Source organism: Arenimonas sp. (genome assembly GCF_036275555.1).
Classification (GTDB): domain Bacteria; phylum Pseudomonadota; class Gammaproteobacteria; order Xanthomonadales; family Xanthomonadaceae; genus Arenimonas.
In genome coordinates this window covers 33,799-51,928 of record NZ_DASUDO010000047.1, presented here as the reverse complement: position 1 = coordinate 51,928, position 18,130 = coordinate 33,799, and the positions used below count along the sequence as shown (strand labels likewise).

Genomic DNA, 18,130 nt, shown 5'->3' with positions numbered 1-18,130 from the left:
TAGACCCCGGGAAAACGCGGTCAATGAATCGTTGGACCATTGGCCGCGGTACCGGCCGTCGTCAGTCGGGCCGGGTACCCGCGGCCGAGGCCGGGCCCACGTCGAGGGTAGCGCTCTCGGCGCGCGGAGGCAGGTTGCCGCCAGCGCGAATGCCTGGTCGCACGAGATACCGTCGCAGGGACATGGCGGGCTTCTCCACCATTCGCCACGACAGGTAGGCCAGCACGAGCACCACGGGGAGCGACAGGGCGATGTTGGCCAGCGCGCTCTGCCCGGGCTCCCACACCAGCTGCTGGATCGGCCAGGCATACAGGTAGACGCCGTACGAAATATCGCCGAAGCGATCGAGGCCGATCACCGGCGTCTTGAAGGCCAGGACCAGCAGGACATAGGTAAGCAGAACTGGATAAAGCTCGAGGAAGCGGAAGTCAAACTTCGCCGAAAGCAGGAGTGCCGCCATCGCCAACGCGGCCATGATCCAACCCAGGCGAACCCACTGGCGGTTGACCCAGAACAGTGCGCCGACCAGGAAGAAGCGAAGCGGCTCGAGGAATCGCTCGCTTTCGCCGAACAGCGCCCATCCATCGAACGGCTGGTAAGTGAAGTAAAGCAAGGCCAGCAGCGCGACGTTCGCCCGGCCCCGCTTCTCGAGGACGCCGAAGAAGCCGAGCATCAGCACCATCAAGTAGCACCTCAGCTCGACCGGAAGCGTCCACGCGGACCCATTGGTACTGCCCGGCAGCGGATTCGTGCTGAACGCATAGGGAAGATTTCGGTCCCAAGCCCAAAGCAAGGAATTACGGAAGTTGTCCCAGGGATTGGCGTCGAAGTACTGCTTCAGCGGCACGTCGACCGCGAGCGGGCCGATCACCAGGATGGCGACGAAGGAGTAGGCAATGACGGCCGGGTAGAGGCGGAGTCCGCGCGACACCGCGAAGAAGAGCACGCCACGACTCTGGAACGACGAAGTCACCAGCAGGCCGCTCACGGCGAAGAACCCCGCCACCGCGACGCTGCCGATCCACGCATACGGCAACATGGCCTCGGACAGGGGATCCGTGCCGTTCCCGGTGATGGGGAAAGCGTGGCCGACCAGGACCACCAAAGCCAACACCAGCCGCAGGAGCGTGAAGTTGTTCGTCTTGTCGCCGTGGTGTTCGGCCAGCGTCCTCATGGAGCCTGGGGTCATGGCAGTCGTTCCTGGAGGGGATGCAGGCGCGAAGGCCCGGTGGCCGGAGGCCCGTCGAGCGGACATTGTAGCGGCGGGGAGCGGGAGGCGGGATTCGCATCGCGACCCTTCGCCCGAGGCCTCATTCCGGGGCCGCCTTGCGTGCCTGGTAGCGCCTCACCAGGTCTTCGTGTTGGGCCGTCGAGATGGCCCGCGCGGTGCGGTACGCGCGCAGCTCCACGCCCTCGCCCATCGCGAAGACCTCGGGGTCCGGCGCCATGGCCGCGCCGATGCCGGTGCCGTCCACGATATCGGACTGGATGATCTCCAGGCTGTACTGCTGGTCCCGCTGCAGGTGGTACTGGAACGGCACGCCGACCAGGAAGAGTTCGCAGGCCATGAGGCCCGGCACGGGCGGGCCGTCGAGGCTGTCCACCTGGCCCAGGCGCACCATGCGCGCGTCGTAGGCGTTGCGGCCCACGTCGGGGAAAAGCTGCCACAGCTCGCGGAAGTTGCCCTGGTTGATCGCCACGCTGGAGGCCACGAGGCAGAACTTGCGATCGCGGTTCTCTGGCCGGGCCAGCCAGCGGGACACCTGGCGAAGCCCCTCGGCGTTGGCCTGCTGCCGCGGCCGGAGGTCTTCGAAGCCCGCGAAGGGGCTGATCCCGGTGCGGCCGGGCGCGGACGGCGTGGACAGCAAGCCGCCCACCGCGAGCAGCAGCGTGAAGCCAGCCATGCCCGCGACCCCGAAGCGGCGTGCCAGCGCCAGCGCCACCACCGCCAGCGTCGCGCCCATCAGGGGCATCAGCAGGAAATAATGGTGACGCCCCGGGCTCTGCACACCCAGGAAGAGCGCGACCGCCACCAGGGTGGAGAACGCGAGCAGGAAGAGCAGCCGCCGGTCCTGGCCGCCGCGCCAGGCGATCAGGCCGCCCACCGCGCACAGCAGCGGGACGACGATGCCGAACAACCGTGCGAAGGTCTCGACGTCCTGGAGCGGCGGGACGCGGTAAGACGCGTAAAGGTTTGCGTAGTCGTACTGCGCCAGGTCGCGCGACCACGCGAACAGGAACCAGCACAGCAGCGGCAGCGCCGAGGCGCCCACCAGCACGACCGCGCTAAACGTTCGCGCCAGCATCGCCCGGCGCGAAGCCGGGGAACGCCAGACCTGCGCCAGCACCAGGCACGCCACGCCGCAGGCGATCCCGGCGGCGGAGAACAGATACCAGCGCCGGAACACGAACATCAGGCCGAGCAGCACGCCCAGGCTGACGCTGGCCTTGAACAGCGCCCGGGCCGCGTCCTCGCCGGATGCGCCGCCGCCCCGTCCTTCGATCGCCTCGACCAGCCGCGAGGCGCTCAGCAGCGCGGCCACCACCAGCACCACGCCACCGATGTCCGGCATCAGGTACAGCGTGGTCCCGAGGAACGCGGGCAAGCCGACCAGCACCGGGAAGGCCGCGAGCGCCCAGGGCCGCGCACCCCCGGTGTCGCCGCGGCCATCGAGCAGGCGCCGCCCGAGCCAGGCCACCAGCAGGTAAGCCGGCACGGCATACAGCGCCACGATGCCCACCGCGAAGCCGACGCGCGTCGGGCCACCGGCCACCAGGCCAAGCAGCGCCGGCAGCACCGCGGGCAACAGGGAGTAGTTGCCGGTGTATCGGTCGCCGAACAGGCCCAGGGCCGCGCGCCAGTCGCCGGCGGCCAGCAGGGCGTGCAGGCGCTCGGTGCTGTCCCAGTAGTTCCGGTAATCCCAGAAATAGATATAGGACGTATTGGCCTGCGACCACCCGGCCAGCAGCACCAGGCCCGCGACGACCAGCGCCACCTGCGGCCACGCGGCGCGCCGGCCCGTGGCGACGCTGCGCGCGGGCGCGAGGTTCGACAGCACCATCAGGCCCGCCATGAACACGCCCAGGCACAGCAACAACAGTCGTCCCAGGCGTTCGACATGGACCTTCCAGGTCGAGACTTCGAAGGCCACCAGCGTGGTGTCGAAGTTCGCGGTACTCCCGGGCAGACCCCAACCGACCGACACCTTCAGCGTGGCGATGCCGGACGCACTGGCGACGCTGCGCTCAATCCACTGGCCGGACAAGAACGCGTCCTGCGACAGGTCGAAACGGCTCGTCGGGCCCGGCGCGCCCTCGGCGTCGTAGGGCACGGCTTCGACGGACACGCCATCGCTGGCGTTCAGTGCGCCGTCCGGCGAATGCAGCGCCTCGCGCGGCTTGGCGAACAGCAGCTTCACCTGCGTTGGTTGCGACGGGAAGGTTGCGACGAGCGAATCCGGCACGACGGCCCCATCGAATGCAGGGTGCAGTGCATAGCCCGGCAGCTCGCGGCCCCACGCGCTGACCGGCGCCGGCCTGATCCCAGCCTCCCGGCGTCCGTCCGAGTACACGACTTCGGCGAACGCCGCCGACTCCGGCCTTGGCGCGACCACGCCGGACAGCGCCGCGCCGACGAGCAGCGTGGCGAGCAGCAGCCCGACGGCGCGGCGGCCGAGGTCACGCAGGCCCTGCAGGAGCGCGGGCCCCGCGCACAGCAGCAGCGCGACCGCCAGCCCGACCGCGACCAGCCGGAGCGGCGCCGGCGCCCCGGCCATCCCGCGATGGAAGGCGAACGCCACGGGCGCGACCACCCCGCCGATCCAGGCGGCCTGGAACGCGAGGGCCTTGGCGCGGCTCATCGCGGCGAGAACACCATCGTCCGCGACATCACGTACATCGATGCCGTGAAGACCACGCCTGCGGCCACCTGGGCCACGGGCGCCGGCCACGCCAGCGCATCGAGGGCGAGCCGAAGCGCGAGCAGGTTCAGCAGGAAAGCCAGCAGGAACACGCCGGCATAGCGCAAGGCCTCGCCCGCCGCGCTGCCGCGGCTGCGGAACACCAGCCGTTTCGACAGCGCGAAACCCGCGACGAAACCGCAGCCATAGCCGGCCCCATTGGCCGCGACCGGCGACACGCCGGCCCACATCAGCAGGAAGATGACGCCGAAACCCAGCGCGGTGTTGAACACACCGGTGCCGAGGTAGCGGCCCACGTAGCCCGACTCAGCGCGCCAGCTGGACATAGTACTGGGCCCCGACGGGCACGCGGGCGAGCATGGGTTCAAGGCCGCGCAGCCACGCCAGCGGCCGCGGGAAGAACAGCGTGTAGGCGCGGTGCTCGACCGACAGTCCGGCGCGGCCCGCGAGCTCGAGCGCCGTGGCCAGCGAAAACATCTCCGCGTCCACGTCGAAGGCGCAGCGCTCGAACACCCAGCGCGTCACCGGGTTGCGCGGGTTGTGCTCGAACAGGAACATCCGGCCGTCGTCGCCCAGGGCATCGCGGCAGCGGACGAGCGAGTCGACGCGATCCGCCGGCTCGATATGGTGGAAGACATTCGCGGCGAGGATGGCATCGAACGACGCCCCCGCCAGCGCGGAGGCATCCGCGCAGAGCGTCACGCCGGGGCAATGCGCCGAGGCCGCGGCCAGCGACGCAGGCGACACGTCGTAGCCCCAGAGCTCGCTGTCGGGGAAATACTTGCGCAGGAACGGCAGGCTGCGCCCCGCGCCGCAGCCGAAATCGAGGATGCGGCGCACGGGCCGGCCCCGCAGCCGGCGCGCCATCACGGCGACCTTGTACTCCACGAAATAGCCGGACTCCTCCATGCCCGCCGGCATGGCGTCCGCCAGGACCCGGTCGTAGTCCTTCGCGAACCTATCGAACTCGGGTTCCGCCATCGGCGCCCCGCTCCGTCCAGGTGGTGGTACCGATCACGAACTGCGGCCGCCCGTTCAACTTCAGGTAGGCCCGCCCCAGGTACTCGCCGATCATGCCGATGCAAAGCGTCTGCACGCCGCCGATGAACAGGACCGCGGCGATCAGCGAAGCCCAGCCCTGCGGGTAGTCCGGGTTCATGAACTTCGCCACCACCACGAACACCACCATCGCCAGGCTCAGGCCGGCCATCAGGAAGCCGAGGTAGGAGGCCAGGCGCAGCGGCAGGATCGAAAAGCTGGTCGCCATCTTCGCCCACAGCGAAAGCAGGCGCCGCAGGGTGTAGGTGCTCTTGCCGTCGTGGCGCGGGCGATGGACCACGTCCACCGCGGTGACGGCGTGGGTGACGTCGAGGATCAGGCCGTCCAGGTAGGTGTAGGGGCCGTCGTACTTGATGACCTCGTCGACGATCTCGCGCCGCAGCGCCTTGAACGAGGAGAGATAGACGCCGCGCGGCTTGCCCAGCAGCCGGGTCGCCACCCAGTCGTTGAAGCGGCTGCCCGCCTGCCGCCACCAGCGGTGCTGGCGGTTGAGGTAGCGGGTGTAGCAAACGTCATGGCCCTGGTCGAGGGCGCGCACCATGTCGCCCAGCGCATCCGGCGGATGCTGGAGATCATCGTCCATGATCGCGACGATCCGCCCGCGTGCGTGGTGCAGCCCGGCGATGGTGGCGTTGTGCTGGCCGACGTTCTTGCGCAGGTGGATGCCGCGCAGGAAGCCATGGCCGGCGGCCAGCGAGCGGATGACCGGCCAGCTGTCGTCCGGACTGGCGTCGTTGACGAGGATGAGCTCGAACCGTCCGTCCAGGCCCTCGGCCGCCATCGCCTCCCGCACCTGCCGTACCAGCTCGGGAAGGATGGTCGCGCTGCGGTACACCGGCACGACGATGGACAGCTCGAGCCCCGCGTCAGGCTGGTTCATGGTGCTCCCCGCGCGGCGTGCGCTGCATCCGCGTCAGGCCTTCGGCGGCTTGCGGTTGAGCCACGCCAGCGTCCGCCCCAGGCCCTCGGGCAGGCCCACCTGCGCCGACCAGCCCAGCTCGCGCTCGGCCAGCCTGCAGTCGAGCACGCTCACCGGCACGTCGATCGCGCGGCCAGGCAGGTAGTTGCAGGCCACGGTGGTTCCGGTCACCTCGCCGATCGCGCGCACCAGCTCGTTGAGGCTGGTGCCCACGCCGGAGCCGACGTTGAAGACGGTGACGGGACCCTGGTACGTAGTGGCGCGCACGAAGGCATCGGCCACGTCGCCGACGTAGATGAAGTCGCGCATCACGCTGCCGTCGCCCCAGATGTCGATGGCCTGGCCGGACAGCACGCGGTGCAGGAACACGCCCACCGCGCCCTGCGCCGTCTCCACCCGCTGGCGCTCGCCGTACGGGTTGGCCACGCGCAGGATGGTGGCGCGGATGCCGTGCAGCTTCTGGTAAAGCTGCAGGTACTTCTCGATGGTGAGCTTGGTGATCCCGTACGAGACCTCGGGATCGGTCGGGTGCTTCTCGTCGATCGGCACGTACTGCGGCGTGCCGTACACGGTGCCTCCGGACGAGATGTAGATGATGCGCTTGATGCCCTGCACCACCATCGCCTCGAGCAGGCTGAGCGTGGCGATGACGTTGGTGCTCACGTCATACGCGGGGTCGTCGTTGGAACTCTTGGGCAGCGTGGTCGAGACCAGGTGGATGACGGCGTCGGAGCCCTCGATGGCCTGGGCCACGTCGTGGGCGCTCAGCAGGTCGCCGGTTTCCCACTCCACCTGCTCGCCCGCGGCGAACTCGCGGTAGGGCGCCACGCGCGGGCGCTCGAACACGCGGATGGCATGGCCTTCCCCCAGCAGCCGGTCGACGATCGCCGAGCCGATGAAACCGCCGCCGCCGAATACCGTGAACTTCATCGCCGATCTCCCCGCGTTGCCCTGCTCGCCAAGCTCATCGGGTCACCCCCGGCACGTGCGTCACCGCGCAGCGGAACCCGCTGGCCCGGGCCACGAACGGCACCAGCCGCTCGATCGCATGCAAGCGGGTGCCGTCGTAGCCCAGCGGCTCCGCCGGATAATCATCCCACTGCAGGCCGAGGCCCATCAACGGCGCCAGCGCGGCCGGCTTCGCCCAGAACATGGTGCCGACCGGGAAGTTGAACTCGACCGGGAACTCGACCAGGCCCAGGCGCTCACCGATGTCCTTGGCGAACGGCAGGTTGCCGGTCCAGCCCACCACGTTCGGATCATCCGGGAACACCAGGCCCAGCGACGGATCGGCCAGCAGGCGCGCCACGATGGCATCGGCCATGCGCCGCTGGCGGCCCAGCAGGTTGTCCATCAGGAAGGCATTCCAGCGGAAGCCGAAGGCGGGATCGCTGAGATCGAGCGACTTCTTCGTATGTAGATGGCCGACGATGTCATAGCCCGACCAGTCGGCGCCGAAGGCGCTCAGGAACGGACCGATGTCGCGGCCGCGGTTCGGCACCACCTGCACCTGCGCCACCTTGCCGTCGTAGGCGGCCAGCAGCGGCTCGATCGCCGTCTTCGCGGACTGGCTGGGGACGCTGATGAACAAGTCCGGTCGCAGACGGTTGCCGCCGATGCGGGCCAGGATGTCCGGCAGCATGTCGGGGTAATAGACGTGCACGTGCAGGGCGACGCGCGCGCCGTCGACCACGGGCGCTTCGTCGACATCCGCCGTGATCACTTCCTGCAGCCATGGGCCGGCCGGCTGGCCGGCGCGGATGAAGTCCGCGAGCGGATCATCGGCCAGCCGCAGGCCGTGCTGTTCGCGGTAGACGCCCGGATGGAAGCCCGGGAAGGGTTTGCGGCGGCTGACGCCGCAGGCCCAGGTGCGCAGGTAATCGAACTCGATCACCTTCGGCAGCGCGGCTTCGCTGGAATCGCGCGACCCGTGGAATCCCGCGTCGAACAGGCCCGAGCGCTCGATCTCGGCCGCCTCGACCGGACGACGCGCGAGCTTGCCGGCCGCCTCCAGCGCCATGCCCTCGAGCTGGCCCACGTAGGTGCCCATGTTGAACCGGCGCTCCACCACCTCCTGCACGCGCTGGCGCACGGACTGGCGCAGCTCGGAGGAGGTGGCGAGGTCCAGCAGCTTCGCGGCCATGTCGTGCGTGTCGAGGTAGCCGGCGACGAGTTCGTCGCGCAGGCCGGCCTCGACCAGCACGTCGGCGATGCCGGTGGTCTTGTCGAAGCAGACCACGGGCAGGCCGTGCGCCATCGCGTCGATGGCGACGTTGGGCAGCGGGTCCAGGCGCGAGCTCAGCAGCAGCACGTCGGCGCTGCGGTAGGCGGTCTCGATGCTGGCGGTCTCGGGGATGATCCGGACCACTTTCTCCAGGCCGGCGCGGCGCAGCTGGTCGGCGAGGTAGACCGAGTAGGCCATGTCGCGCTCGGGGTCGTAGCCGCTGCCGATCCAGACGAACCGGCAGCGCTTGCCGCGCCCGGAGGCCATCACCTGGCTGGCGCACTGGATGAACAGGTCCACGCCCTTGCGCTGCTGCACGAAGCCGGCGCCCAGGATGACGAAGGAATCATCGGCCTTGCCGTTCGGGCGCAGCGCCGCCAGCAGGCGCGAATCCTCGCGCCGGCGCACGTCCTCGTCGCGCGCGGTCACCGGCAGCTTGCAGCGGCCCTGCGGGATCACGGTGAACGCCTTCTCCACCAGGTCCGGGAACTCGAGGTAGGCGCTCTCGCGCGTCAGCGGCGTCGAGAACACGGTCTCGTCGGCCCAGTGCAGCGCATTGCGGAACTCGATCCGCGGGCGGGTGTAGGCCGCGAACTCATGCACCAGGCTCAGGGTGGCGACGCCGCGGCGCGACAGCGGTTCGAGCACCATGCGGCACTCGATGCTGTTGACCACCGCGAATTTCGGCTGGTGCAGCGCCAGCAGCTGCTCGATGATGACGGCGGCGCGCACCGGCGCGCCGCGCAGGTCCATCGGGCCGACGAGCCAGCTGCTGCCGGCGCGGAACTCCTCGAGCAGCGGGCCGTCGCCCAGCAGCATCGCCACCACGTTGTAGCGCTCGGCCAGTGCGGTCACCAGGTTGAGGCTGAGCACGGGCGCGCCGGTGCGGGACGCCTCGTGCGCGACCACGAGCACGGTTTCGCGCGTGGGGTCGAAGGGCGCGCCGCCCGGGCTGATGACCAGGCGCGGGCGCACCGCGTGCCGGCCTTCGGCGCGGCCGTGGTGGACGTAGTGCTCGTAGGGATCGACGCCGGCGCTGGCGATGTCCGGATACTGCAGCAGGTAGAACTCGGCATCGAAGTCGGCCTGCGGCGCATCCGCCGCGGCCGCGCCAGGCGCCAGGCCCGGCGCGGCGGGACCGCCGGCGAAGGCCTGCCACCAGCGGCGCCCGCCCGGCACGCGGGCGGGGCTGGCCGGCGCGGCCACCGGGGCATGGGGCAGGCGCCCCTCCTTCCTGCCCGAGGTGACGTAATGCTCGTAAGCATCGATGCCGGCGGCCGCGACGTCCGGGTATTGCCGCAGGTACCACTCGGCGTCGAACGCATCCTCCTCGGCGGCGATGTCGGCCACCTTCTCGCGGCGCAGGCGCGAGCCGAGGTGGCGCAGCGGCCGGGTGAGCTTCCACGACTTTGATTCAAGGATCTTGTGCAGCTTCTCGCGCAGCTCGCGCGTGGTGTCGCGCAGCGTGGCCAGCTGGGATTCGTAGTCGGCGAGCAGGCGCTCGCGATACGCGTCGTCTTCGCGGGTGCCGGCATCAAGGCGGCGCGCCGCGTCGCCCGGGGTCGCCAGGTAGGCGCCGACGCCGGCCTCGCCCAGCGCATCGATCCAGACCGGCGCCAGGAACGACAGCCGCTCGTCGCAAACCACGCTGACGGGTGCGTCGGCCAGGGCCTTCTCCGCGAAAGCGCGGACCGCGGCCAGCGCGTCATGCGCCGCGGGCGTCGCCCGCCAGTCGCCGGCGAGCACGCCGTCGCTACCGAGGCAGGGACGGAGGATGGCCAGCAGCCGCTCGTTCACTGCCGCCGCATCCTGCGAGAGGCCGGCGAAAGCCGAAGCCCCGTCCGATGGCGCCGTCGGCACCAGCAGGCAGAGCCTGGTCGATTTCCCGCCTTGCACGCACTCACTCATCATCAAAACCCTTTGATCAATTCTTGGTTTGTTGCCGGCGCGTCCAGCCCGTGCAGGCGCCGCGCCAACGCCCGCGCCGCCTCCACCTCGCGCGCGTGCGCCTGCGCATCCTGGCCGGCGACCACGCTGTCGCGGTGGCGGCGGTGTAGGTTGCAGGGCGTGGGGTCGAACAGGATGCGGCCGTGCTGCAGGACCTGCAGATAAGTGACCCAGTCGCCCGCCGTCGTCAATGCGACGATTTCCCCCAGGTGCTCCCCCAGCACCTTCGCCAGGACCTCGCGGCGGAACACCACCGCGCTCACGTTCGGGATCGTGTTGCGCAGGCCCAGCCCGGCCCGTGCCTCCTCCCCGCCGGTGGCGACGTAGCGCGCGGTCCAGCGGGTCGGCGACAGGTCGCGCGTCCAGTCCGCGTAGTCCGGCGCCAGCACCCGGCCCTCCGAGTCGATCGGCCGCGACTGGCAGTAAGCCATCACGATGGAGGCGTCCTGTTGCATCGGCGTGACCAGCGTCTCGAGGAAGGCCGGCGTCGAGAGATCGTCCGCCTCGGCGATCCAGACGTAGTCGCCGTGCGCCATCGCCACGCCGTTCGCCCACTGGCGAAACACCGACCGGCCGTTGACGCTGGCCAGGTGCAGGCGCGGCACCGGCGTGATGCCCGCGCGCAGGTCGCGCAGGCTTTCGGCGCTGCCGTCGGTCGAGGCGTCGTCGAGCACGATGATCTCGTACACCGGCAGGTCCTGGCCCGCGATCGACGCCAGCCGGGCGCGCAGGTAGCCGGCGTAGTTGTAGTTCGGCACCACCACCGACACCCGCGGGATGGCGACCCCGGCCAGGTCCAGAAGATCCATCGCATAGCGACGGAAGCAGAATTCCTGCTCGACCACGGCGATCCCGCGCGCCGCCTGGTGCGCGTGCAGGGCCGGGTCCTGCAGCAAGGCGGCGATGGCGTCGGCGAAGGCCGCGGTGTCGAAGCCGGGCACCGTGGCCGAGCCGATCCGCGCCAACAGCCCCGCGCCGCCGCCCGTGCCGGCGAAGGCCACCGCCGGCGTGCCGACCGACAGGGCTTCGAGCAGGACCGACGGGAAGGGGTCCTCGCGCGAGGTCAGCGCGTAGGCGTCCGCTCCCGCATAGAAATCGTCGGTGTCGAAATCCAGGCCGGCGAAATGCAGGTGGCCGGCCAGGCCGGCGCGCTCGAGCCGCGCCATCGCGGCGGCGCGCTGGGCGGCATCCTGGTGGCCAACCCAGACGCCATGCACGCGCGGGTCGCGCGCGGCCAGCCGCTCGATCACCTCCGCGAACAGGTCGACGCCCTTGCGCGCATCGGCGTAGCCCACCGCCAGCACGATGCGGGTGTCGGCCGCCAGCGAGAGCCGCTCGCGCAGCCGTCGCGCCGCCATCCCGCGGCCGCGGCCACCGTAATTCGGGCTGACCACGTAAAGGCCCTGCGGCCGCATCACGCAGCGGGCATCGACCGCCGCCGGATCCGCGAACCGGCGCAGTCCCTCGGCCACTTCCGGGGCAGGCACCACCACCCGCGCGGAATGCGCGACCACGTCCTGCAGCGCCTGCTCGAGTCCCTGCGCCAGCACCAGGCCCGGCATCTCGTGCGCCAGCGTGACCACGCGCAGGCCGGCCTCGGCCAGCGCGCGCACGATCCGGCCCGACACCAGCGAATTGGCGAGCGCGGCGCGATGGCCCGCGGCGTGCAGCGAGGCCGCCAGCCGCTGCACGGCCTCGGCATCACCGGCATCGAGCCGGTCCACGGGCGCCAGTTCGCGGAACGCGGCCTCCAGCGGCCCGGGCCCCAGCAGCACCACCCGGACCGACAGCCCGAGCCCCTGCACCAGTTCGGCCAGCAGGTTCAGCGCCAGGTACTGCGCGCCGTGCGGATGCGCGTCATGCACCACCAGCACGATCGACAGGCCGTGGCGGCGCCCGTAGCCCGAGGGCGCGGGCGCGTCGTCGGCGCCGGCCGGCGCGCCCGGCCGCCTTGCGCGGCGCTGCAGCGGCCGCGACGTGAGCCCGGCGATCGCGGCTTCGGACTGCGCGAGCGCGGCCTCGGCCGCGCGCCGCGCCTCGTCCTCGCGCCAGCGGCGATGGGCGTCGGAGCCCGCGAGCAGCGGCCCCAGGGCGCGGAACAGCGCGCGCTTGATCCGCAGCCGCGCGTCCCATCCGAACGGAAGCAAAAGGTAAAGGCCGCGGAGCAGCGTCTCCACGGTGCCGGGGCGGCGCTCGTTCACGCGCCGGATCCGTCGCCCGCCGGGTCCGACGCCAGCGCCTGGCGGGTCGCGTGCAGGTACGCGTGCCCGTGGCGGGAATCCGGCTCCAGCTTCGCGCCCTCCGCCCACTCGTTCCAGGCGTTGATCATCACGATCTTCTCCCCGGCCACCGGGTGCTGCTCGGCGTAGGCCACCGCGGCGGCGAGCCAGTCCCGGTAGCGCTCGGGGGTCGAGAAGGCGAAGGTGTAGCCCTTGCCCGGGCGCCGCGCCTCGTTGTCCCAGCCCGGGAACACGGCGCGGATGAGCGGGAAGCCCCGGTCCGGCCATGCCTTCGCGCTGTCGACGATGGACTGGTAGTGGAAGACGCTGCCCTGGTACCCCGGGTTGACCACGTCCAGCGCCTCGTTGATGCGCTTGAAGCCGTTGGACAGCTTGTGCGGCGGGAACTCCATCGCGGCGTCGAAACCAAACGGCGTCGGGTCCTCGGCGTCGAACTGCACCATGGCCACGAAGATTTCGCCGATGCCCGCCTCGCGGCAGTAATCGCGCCAGCGCGCCACGGTCGCCGCCGCATCGGGCAACAGCGACGCGCGGTAGACGACCACCAGTGGCCGGCCATCGATGCGCAGGTAGCGCGGGTCGCGCAGGTAGCGCCCGAGGTCCCGGATGAAAGCCAGGTCGTTCTCCGGCCCATGCTCCTGCGAGATCAGCACCTCGTCGTCGCGACCGTCCCAGCGCCGGGTCCAGTTCTCGTTCGCCCAGCACAGGCAAAAGGGGAAATCGATATCGGGCTGCGCCAGGAAGCTTTCCAGCGGCGCTTCCATCAGGCGCTTGCCGCCGAACCAGTAGTAGTGGAAGCAGAACGCGTGGATGCCATAGAGGCGCGCCAGCGCGACCTGGCGCTGCATCACCCCGGGAACGCGCAGGTCGTAGAAGCCCAGGTCCGACGGCAGCTGCGGCTGCTCGTGGCCGACGAACTGCGGCACCGCGCGGGTGACATTGGTCCACTCGGTGAAGCCGGGACCCCACCAGGCCTCGTTCTCCGGGAAGGCGTGGAACTGCGGCAGGTAGAACGCGATCGCCTTGGCGCGCAGCGCGGCCGGCGGTGCCGTGGGCGCCGTCTCGGGGCCGCGGTAGTCCGGCGCGCGGCGGGACTGCGGATCCGCGAACAAATCCCCGAGGTAGCCGGCCAACACTTCGCCGGCACCGGCGTGTGCCAGCGCCGGCGTCGCGATGCCGCCCCGGCCATCGGCCGCCGCGGGCACGTCGAGCATGGCGTCGTACCGCGGCGCGGGGCGCCCCGTCCGCAGGGACGTCCAGGCGCCGCGCAGCCAGCGGATGGGGGCAGTGATGCGCCAGCTCTTGCTCGCCACCAGCTGCTGGACTTCACGCTCGCGCAGCTCCAGCTGCGAACGCAGGTCGCGCAGCTGGAACTCCCGGTCGCGAAGATCGGCGCGGACTGCCGCCAGCGCGGCCTCATGGGCCGTGGCGAGCCGGCGGGTCGCGGCGTCCGCGGCGGCGAGGTCGGCCTCGCCCTGCGCGCGCAGGGCCTGCATGCCGGCCTCGTGCCGGGCGAGCGCGGCGGCGGCTTCGGCTTCCAGGCGGGAGCGCAGGGCGATCTCCGCGTCCAGGCGCCCGCGCACTTCGTTCGACTCCGCCGCCAGGCGCGCCGCGTTCGCCAGCTCCGCGTCCAGGCGACCCTTCAGGCCCTGGGCTTCGGATTCGATGCCGGCGCGCAGGGCCGACTCCGACGCCAGGCGCGCACGCAGTTCCGAAGCCTCGGCGGCGTGCCGGGAGCGGGTGGCGTCCTGTTCCGCCTCGAATGCCGCGCGCGCCGCCGCCAGCTGCTCCTCGAGCCGCTGGCCGGCCGCGGCCAGCGCCTGCTCGCTGCGCACCTGGAGTTGCTCCAGCCGTTCCAGCGCCGAGGCCAGCCCGGCCTCCGCGCCGACGCGGGCCTGCAGCAGCGACTGCCGCTCGGCTTCGAAGGCCTCGAGCGACGTGGACAACCTGGACGCCAGTTCGGCGTCGAAAACGGATCGCGTGGCCTCCTTTTCGGCCCGGCCCGCGTCGTCGGCGGCCGCGCGGTGCAGGCGCAGGTCCTCGAGGAAGGCGGACAGCGCCTGCGCGGGTTCGGCCGCGTCCTGCGCGGAGGCCGCCAGGCCGAGGCGCTCGCGCGCGAGCGACAGGTTCACCCGCAGCTCGGCGCGGATCGCGTCGAGCGCGGCCATCAGGCCGGCGATCTGGGCCGAGGCCGACTCCACCTCCAGGCGCCGCGACTCGAGCTGCGCGCCGAAGCTGTCCATCGCGTGGCGCAGGCTGCTGTCCGCGTTCTCGAACATCAGCTTGTAGTTGGCCGCGTGCTGCACCGCCTCGGCGGTGCGCGCCTCGACCTGCGCGAAGCGATCGAGCAGCGCGAACCGCTGGCCCAGGGCATGGAACAGGTTCGAGACGACCACTTCGTCCGGCGTGCCCGACACGCCGGCCAGCGACCGCAGCGCCGCCGGCACCTGGTCACCCACCAGCAGCACGCCCAGGCCGTGGGTGTGCTTGAACTCGAACGACGGGTAGCGCCCGCGCAGCTCTTCCCAGAGCTGCCAGACCCCGAACTCGCGCTCGCGCACCATGGTGTCGTGGAAGATCACCACGCCGCGGCGCGACAGCTTCGGCAGCCAGGTCTCGAAGTCGTGGCTCACGGCCTCGTAGGTGTGCAAGCCGTCGATGTGCAGCAGGTCGATGCTGCCGTCGGAGAAATACGGCGCGGCATCGTCGAACAGCATGCGCATCAGCTGCGCGAAGCCGGCGTACTTGGCCAGCACCACGCGCTCGAGGCGGTCGTGCACTTCGTCGCCGTAGTGGCCGGCCTGCTCGTCGCCCTGCCAGGTATCCACGGCGAAGGCCTTGGTCGGCGCGCCGTGCGCCTTGATCGCCTGGCAGAAGGCCAGGAAGGAGGTGCCGTTGTGGGTGCCGAGCTCGACCAGGATGGCGGGCCGCAGGGCCTCCACCAGCCAGAACGCGAACGGCACGTGCCCGGTCCAGGCGCTGGGGAGCAGGTCCTCGGGCACCATCGACAGACTGCCGGTGACCGTGACCCCGCTCATGCACGCGACTCCTGCATGCCCAGCCCGACGCGGGCCAGCCAATAGCCGAAGCGCTGGCGCCAGCCCATGCCGCGCGCGCGGAACACGCCGACGGTGTCGCCCCAGGGCGCGCTGCCGATGTCTTCGTGCGGCTCCCAGTCGGTGTGGACCTCGACCATCTCGAAACCGCCGAGCTTCGCCAGCGCGCGGTAGCCATCGGGATAGAAGCGCCAGCAGTCCTGCGGGTAGCGGTGCTCGGGGCCGCGCGAGGGCGCGATCAGGAACACCAGGCCGCCGGGCTTGAGCACGCGGTGCATCTCCAGCCAGGTCATCCAGAAGTGCTCGATGTGCTCGAACGCCTGCCCGGACACCACCACGTCCACCGAGCCGGTGGCGAAGGGCAGCCGGTAGGGCGAGGACAGCACCACGTCCACGCCGGGGCCGGCCTCGAGGTCGACGCCGGTGTAGTGCCAGCCCGGGTCCGTGAACAGCGTCCGGTAGGAACCGTTGACGTCGTAGGAGCCGATGTCGACCACCTTCAGCGCGCGGCCGGGGGCCAGGTGGGTCGAGACCAGGCGCTGCATGTGCTGGTAGGAACTCTTGTGCATCAACTACTCCGTGTTCCGGATCCGTCGGCGTCCCCCGAGACCAACGTGACCGAATGATAAGGCAGGCCTACGAGGCCGGTGGCCACCGAGCTGGTGATCGATTCGATCACCAGGCCGTCGAAGACCCAGGCGGCCTGGACGTGCTCGGCATGGGTGCCGTCCGCGAGGGCGACATCGAAGCTGTACTTGCCCACCGGCAGCCAGGGCATCCGGAAGGCGAACTCGGCGCGCAGGCGCTGGCCGGCCGCCGCGGGCGGGCGCGGACCCTGGCCGCGCAGGTAGGTGTTGGTGCCGAACAGGTGCTGGCCCAGGTGGTCCTTGAGGAAGAACCCGACGACCGGGCTGGCGAGGTCGTCGTTGGCCACGGCGTCCACCTGCAGGCGCACCTGCTCGCCGCCCTCGACCCGCGACAACCGCCGGCCGTCGGCGGCCAGCAGCGCGACCGACGTGATGCGCGCGCGACCGTCGCCAAAGGCGGCGGCGCCGGGGTTGAAGCGGAACACCTTCATCGTGCTGGCGTCGGTGATTTCCGCGTCCGCCACGTCCTCGTGGCCGGCGTCGTCGTCGGCCGCCCGCGCGGCCACGTCCATGCCGTAGGACTTGGCGTGGTAGGCCTCGGACACGTCCTTGGCCGGGCCATCCATCACGACGTGGCCCTTCTCGAGCCAGATCGCGCGCCGGCACAGGTTCACCACCGCGGCCGAACTGTGGCTGACGAACACCAGGGTGCCGCCGCCCTCCTGGAACTGGCGCAGGAAGCGCATGCACTTTTGCGCGAAGAACACGTCGCCGACCGCCAGCGCCTCGTCCACCACCAGCACGTCGGCGTCAACGTTGGCGATCACCGCGAAGGCGAGGCGCACGTACATGCCGCTGGAATAGGTCTTGACCGGCTGGTCGATGAACTCGCCGATGTCGGCGAAGGCGGTGATGGCCTCGAAGCGTTCGTCCACCTGGGCGCGCGTCAGCCCCAGCACCGAACCGTTGAGGTAGACGTTTTCGCGGCCGGTAAACTCGGGGTTGAAGCCGCTGCCCAGCTCCAGCAGCGCGGCGATGCGGCCGTTGACGCGCACCTCGCCGGCGGTGGGCGTCAGCGTGCCGCAGATCACCTGCAGCAGGGTGGACTTGCCGGAGCCGTTCTTGCCGATGATGGCGACGGTCTCGCCGCGCTCGATCCGGAAGCCGATGTCGCGCAGCGCCCAGAACTCGCTGAAGTACTGCTTCGGCGCGAAGCCCAGGTGCTCGCGCACGCGCGGCAGCACGGCCTGGCGCAGGCGGTCCTGCGGCCGGGCGTAGATCTGGTAGCACTTGGCCACGCCCTCGACCAGGATCGCCGGCTCGGCGTCGATGCGCGCGTCAGAGGACATCGGCGAACCCACTGCGTGATTTCTGGAAGAACCAGAAGCCGGCCTGCGCCACCACCAGCGCCACGACCCAGAACACACCGAGCAGGGCCAGGTCCGGCCCCTGCCCCGCGAAGATGACCTCGCGCGACTGTTCGATCACGAAGGTCAGCGGATTGAGGTAGAGCCAGTCGCGCAGGCCTTCCGGCAGCGCCGACACCGGGTAGAACACCGGCGCCATGAACATCAGCACCGTGGCCAGCACGCCGGTGACCTGGCCGGTGTCGCGCAGGAAGACGCCCAGCGCCGCCAGCCCCCAGGCCAGGCCCAGCGCCAGCAGCAGCAGCGGCAGCATCAGCGCCGGCATCCACAGCACCGTCCAGTGCAGGCCACCGCCCAGCAGCACCACGCCCGCGAGCAGGATGGCCAGCGCGACCAGCGAATGGAACGCCGCCGCGCCCACCACCGTCGCCGGCAGCAGCTCGAGCGGGAAGATCACCTTCTTGACGTAGTTGGCATTGCCCAGCACCAGGCTCGGCGCGCGGGTGATGGCCTCGGCCACGATGGCGTGCAGCAGCACGCCGACGAACACGAACAGCGCGAAGTCGAACTTGCCGGCCGGCACCGCCGCCGCCGACCAGCGCGCGCCGAACACGACGGAGAACACGAAGGTGTAGACGGCCAGCATCATCAGCGGCGTCAGCACCGACCAGGTGATGCCCAGCACCGAGCCGCGGTAGCGGCCGCTGATCTCGCGCCAGGTGAGGTCGCGCAGCAGGCGGGCGTGCGACGCCAGCGACCGCGCGGCCGACGCCAGGGAGGTGGCGTGCTTGGAATGCGGATTCATCGTCGG

At 70.8% G+C, this 18,130-nt stretch carries 12 protein-coding genes; all 12 read right to left on the bottom strand.

The genetic code is table 11. From position 1 onward, the window contains the following. Nucleotides 1-61: 61 nt before the first annotated feature. The 12 genes from VFV21_RS12600 to VFV21_RS12545 all read right to left on the bottom strand — a co-directional run bounded on the left by VFV21_RS12600 (nucleotide 62) and on the right by VFV21_RS12545 (nucleotide 18,124). Complete coding sequence (locus tag VFV21_RS12600; RefSeq protein WP_329669766.1) at nucleotides 62-1,189, bottom strand: acyltransferase; 1,128 nt, start codon at nucleotides 1,187-1,189, stop codon at nucleotides 62-64. A gap of 121 nt (nucleotides 1,190-1,310) precedes the next feature. After that, nucleotides 1,311-3,860, bottom strand: a complete 2,550-nt coding sequence (locus tag VFV21_RS12595; protein WP_329669765.1) for a hypothetical protein — start codon at nucleotides 3,858-3,860, stop codon at nucleotides 1,311-1,313. Then, nucleotides 3,857-4,246 (bottom strand): GtrA family protein, encoded by a 390-nt coding sequence (locus VFV21_RS12590; protein ID WP_329669764.1) that lies wholly within the window; start codon nucleotides 4,244-4,246, stop codon nucleotides 3,857-3,859. Before VFV21_RS12590 ends, VFV21_RS12595 begins: the two co-directional genes overlap by 4 nt. Beyond that, complete coding sequence (locus tag VFV21_RS12585; protein WP_329669763.1) at nucleotides 4,227-4,901, bottom strand: class I SAM-dependent methyltransferase; 675 nt, start codon at nucleotides 4,899-4,901, stop codon at nucleotides 4,227-4,229. Before VFV21_RS12585 ends, VFV21_RS12590 begins: the two co-directional genes overlap by 20 nt. Further along, nucleotides 4,879-5,859, bottom strand: a complete 981-nt coding sequence (locus VFV21_RS12580) for a glycosyltransferase family 2 protein (protein ID WP_329669762.1) — start codon at nucleotides 5,857-5,859, stop codon at nucleotides 4,879-4,881. The genes VFV21_RS12585 and VFV21_RS12580 overlap by 23 nt, the downstream gene beginning before the upstream one ends. Nucleotides 5,860-5,892: 33 nt before the next feature. Next, nucleotides 5,893-6,828 carry an NAD-dependent epimerase/dehydratase family protein gene (locus tag VFV21_RS12575; protein ID WP_329669761.1) on the bottom strand — a complete coding sequence of 312 codons (936 nt, stop codon included), beginning with the start codon at nucleotides 6,826-6,828 and terminating at the stop codon, nucleotides 5,893-5,895. A 34-nt stretch (nucleotides 6,829-6,862) separates the two neighbouring features. Beyond that, nucleotides 6,863-9,919 carry a rhamnan synthesis F family protein gene (locus VFV21_RS12570; RefSeq protein ID WP_329669760.1) on the bottom strand — a complete coding sequence of 1,019 codons (3,057 nt, stop codon included), beginning with the start codon at nucleotides 9,917-9,919 and terminating at the stop codon, nucleotides 6,863-6,865. 113 nt (nucleotides 9,920-10,032) lie between these two features. Then, complete coding sequence (locus tag VFV21_RS12565) at nucleotides 10,033-12,270, bottom strand: glycosyltransferase (protein ID WP_329669759.1); 2,238 nt, start codon at nucleotides 12,268-12,270, stop codon at nucleotides 10,033-10,035. After that, a complete protein-coding gene (locus tag VFV21_RS12560; protein ID WP_329669758.1) occupies nucleotides 12,267-15,347 on the bottom strand; it encodes a glycoside hydrolase family 99-like domain-containing protein in 3,081 nt (1,026 codons plus the stop codon). The genes VFV21_RS12565 and VFV21_RS12560 overlap by 4 nt, the downstream gene beginning before the upstream one ends. Then, nucleotides 15,344-15,934: a class I SAM-dependent methyltransferase gene (locus VFV21_RS12555; protein WP_329669757.1), complete on the bottom strand. Its 591-nt coding sequence runs from the start codon at nucleotides 15,932-15,934 to the stop codon at nucleotides 15,344-15,346. Before VFV21_RS12555 ends, VFV21_RS12560 begins: the two co-directional genes overlap by 4 nt. Further along, nucleotides 15,934-17,301, bottom strand: a complete 1,368-nt coding sequence (locus VFV21_RS12550) for an ABC transporter ATP-binding protein (protein ID WP_329669756.1) — start codon at nucleotides 17,299-17,301, stop codon at nucleotides 15,934-15,936. Before VFV21_RS12550 ends, VFV21_RS12555 begins: the two co-directional genes overlap by 1 nt. Further along, complete coding sequence (locus tag VFV21_RS12545) at nucleotides 17,291-18,124, bottom strand: ABC transporter permease (protein ID WP_329669755.1); 834 nt, start codon at nucleotides 18,122-18,124, stop codon at nucleotides 17,291-17,293. The genes VFV21_RS12550 and VFV21_RS12545 overlap by 11 nt, the downstream gene beginning before the upstream one ends. Between the last annotated feature and the right edge of the window lie 6 nt (nucleotides 18,125-18,130).

Bases quoted from the DNA above. Each gene is read 5' to 3' on its own strand.
- VFV21_RS12575 (WP_329669761.1), bottom strand. From the start codon at position 6,828: ATGAAGTTCACGGTATTCGGCGGCGGCGGTTTCATCGGCTCGGCGATC.
- VFV21_RS12595 (WP_329669765.1), bottom strand. From the start codon at position 3,860: ATGAGCCGCGCCAAGGCCCTCGCGTTCCAGGCCGCCTGGATCGGCGGG.
- VFV21_RS12580 (WP_329669762.1), bottom strand. From the start codon at position 5,859: ATGAACCAGCCTGACGCGGGGCTCGAGCTGTCCATCGTCGTGCCGGTG.
- VFV21_RS12590 (WP_329669764.1), bottom strand. From the start codon at position 4,246: ATGTCCAGCTGGCGCGCTGAGTCGGGCTACGTGGGCCGCTACCTCGGC.
- VFV21_RS12585 (WP_329669763.1), bottom strand. From the start codon at position 4,901: ATGGCGGAACCCGAGTTCGATAGGTTCGCGAAGGACTACGACCGGGTC.
- VFV21_RS12550 (WP_329669756.1), bottom strand. From the start codon at position 17,301: ATGTCCTCTGACGCGCGCATCGACGCCGAGCCGGCGATCCTGGTCGAG.
- VFV21_RS12560 (WP_329669758.1), bottom strand. From the start codon at position 15,347: ATGAGCGGGGTCACGGTCACCGGCAGTCTGTCGATGGTGCCCGAGGAC.
- VFV21_RS12545 (WP_329669755.1), bottom strand. From the start codon at position 18,124: ATGAATCCGCATTCCAAGCACGCCACCTCCCTGGCGTCGGCCGCGCGG.
- VFV21_RS12600 (WP_329669766.1), bottom strand. From the start codon at position 1,189: ATGACCCCAGGCTCCATGAGGACGCTGGCCGAACACCACGGCGACAAG.
- VFV21_RS12555 (WP_329669757.1), bottom strand. From the start codon at position 15,934: ATGCACAAGAGTTCCTACCAGCACATGCAGCGCCTGGTCTCGACCCAC.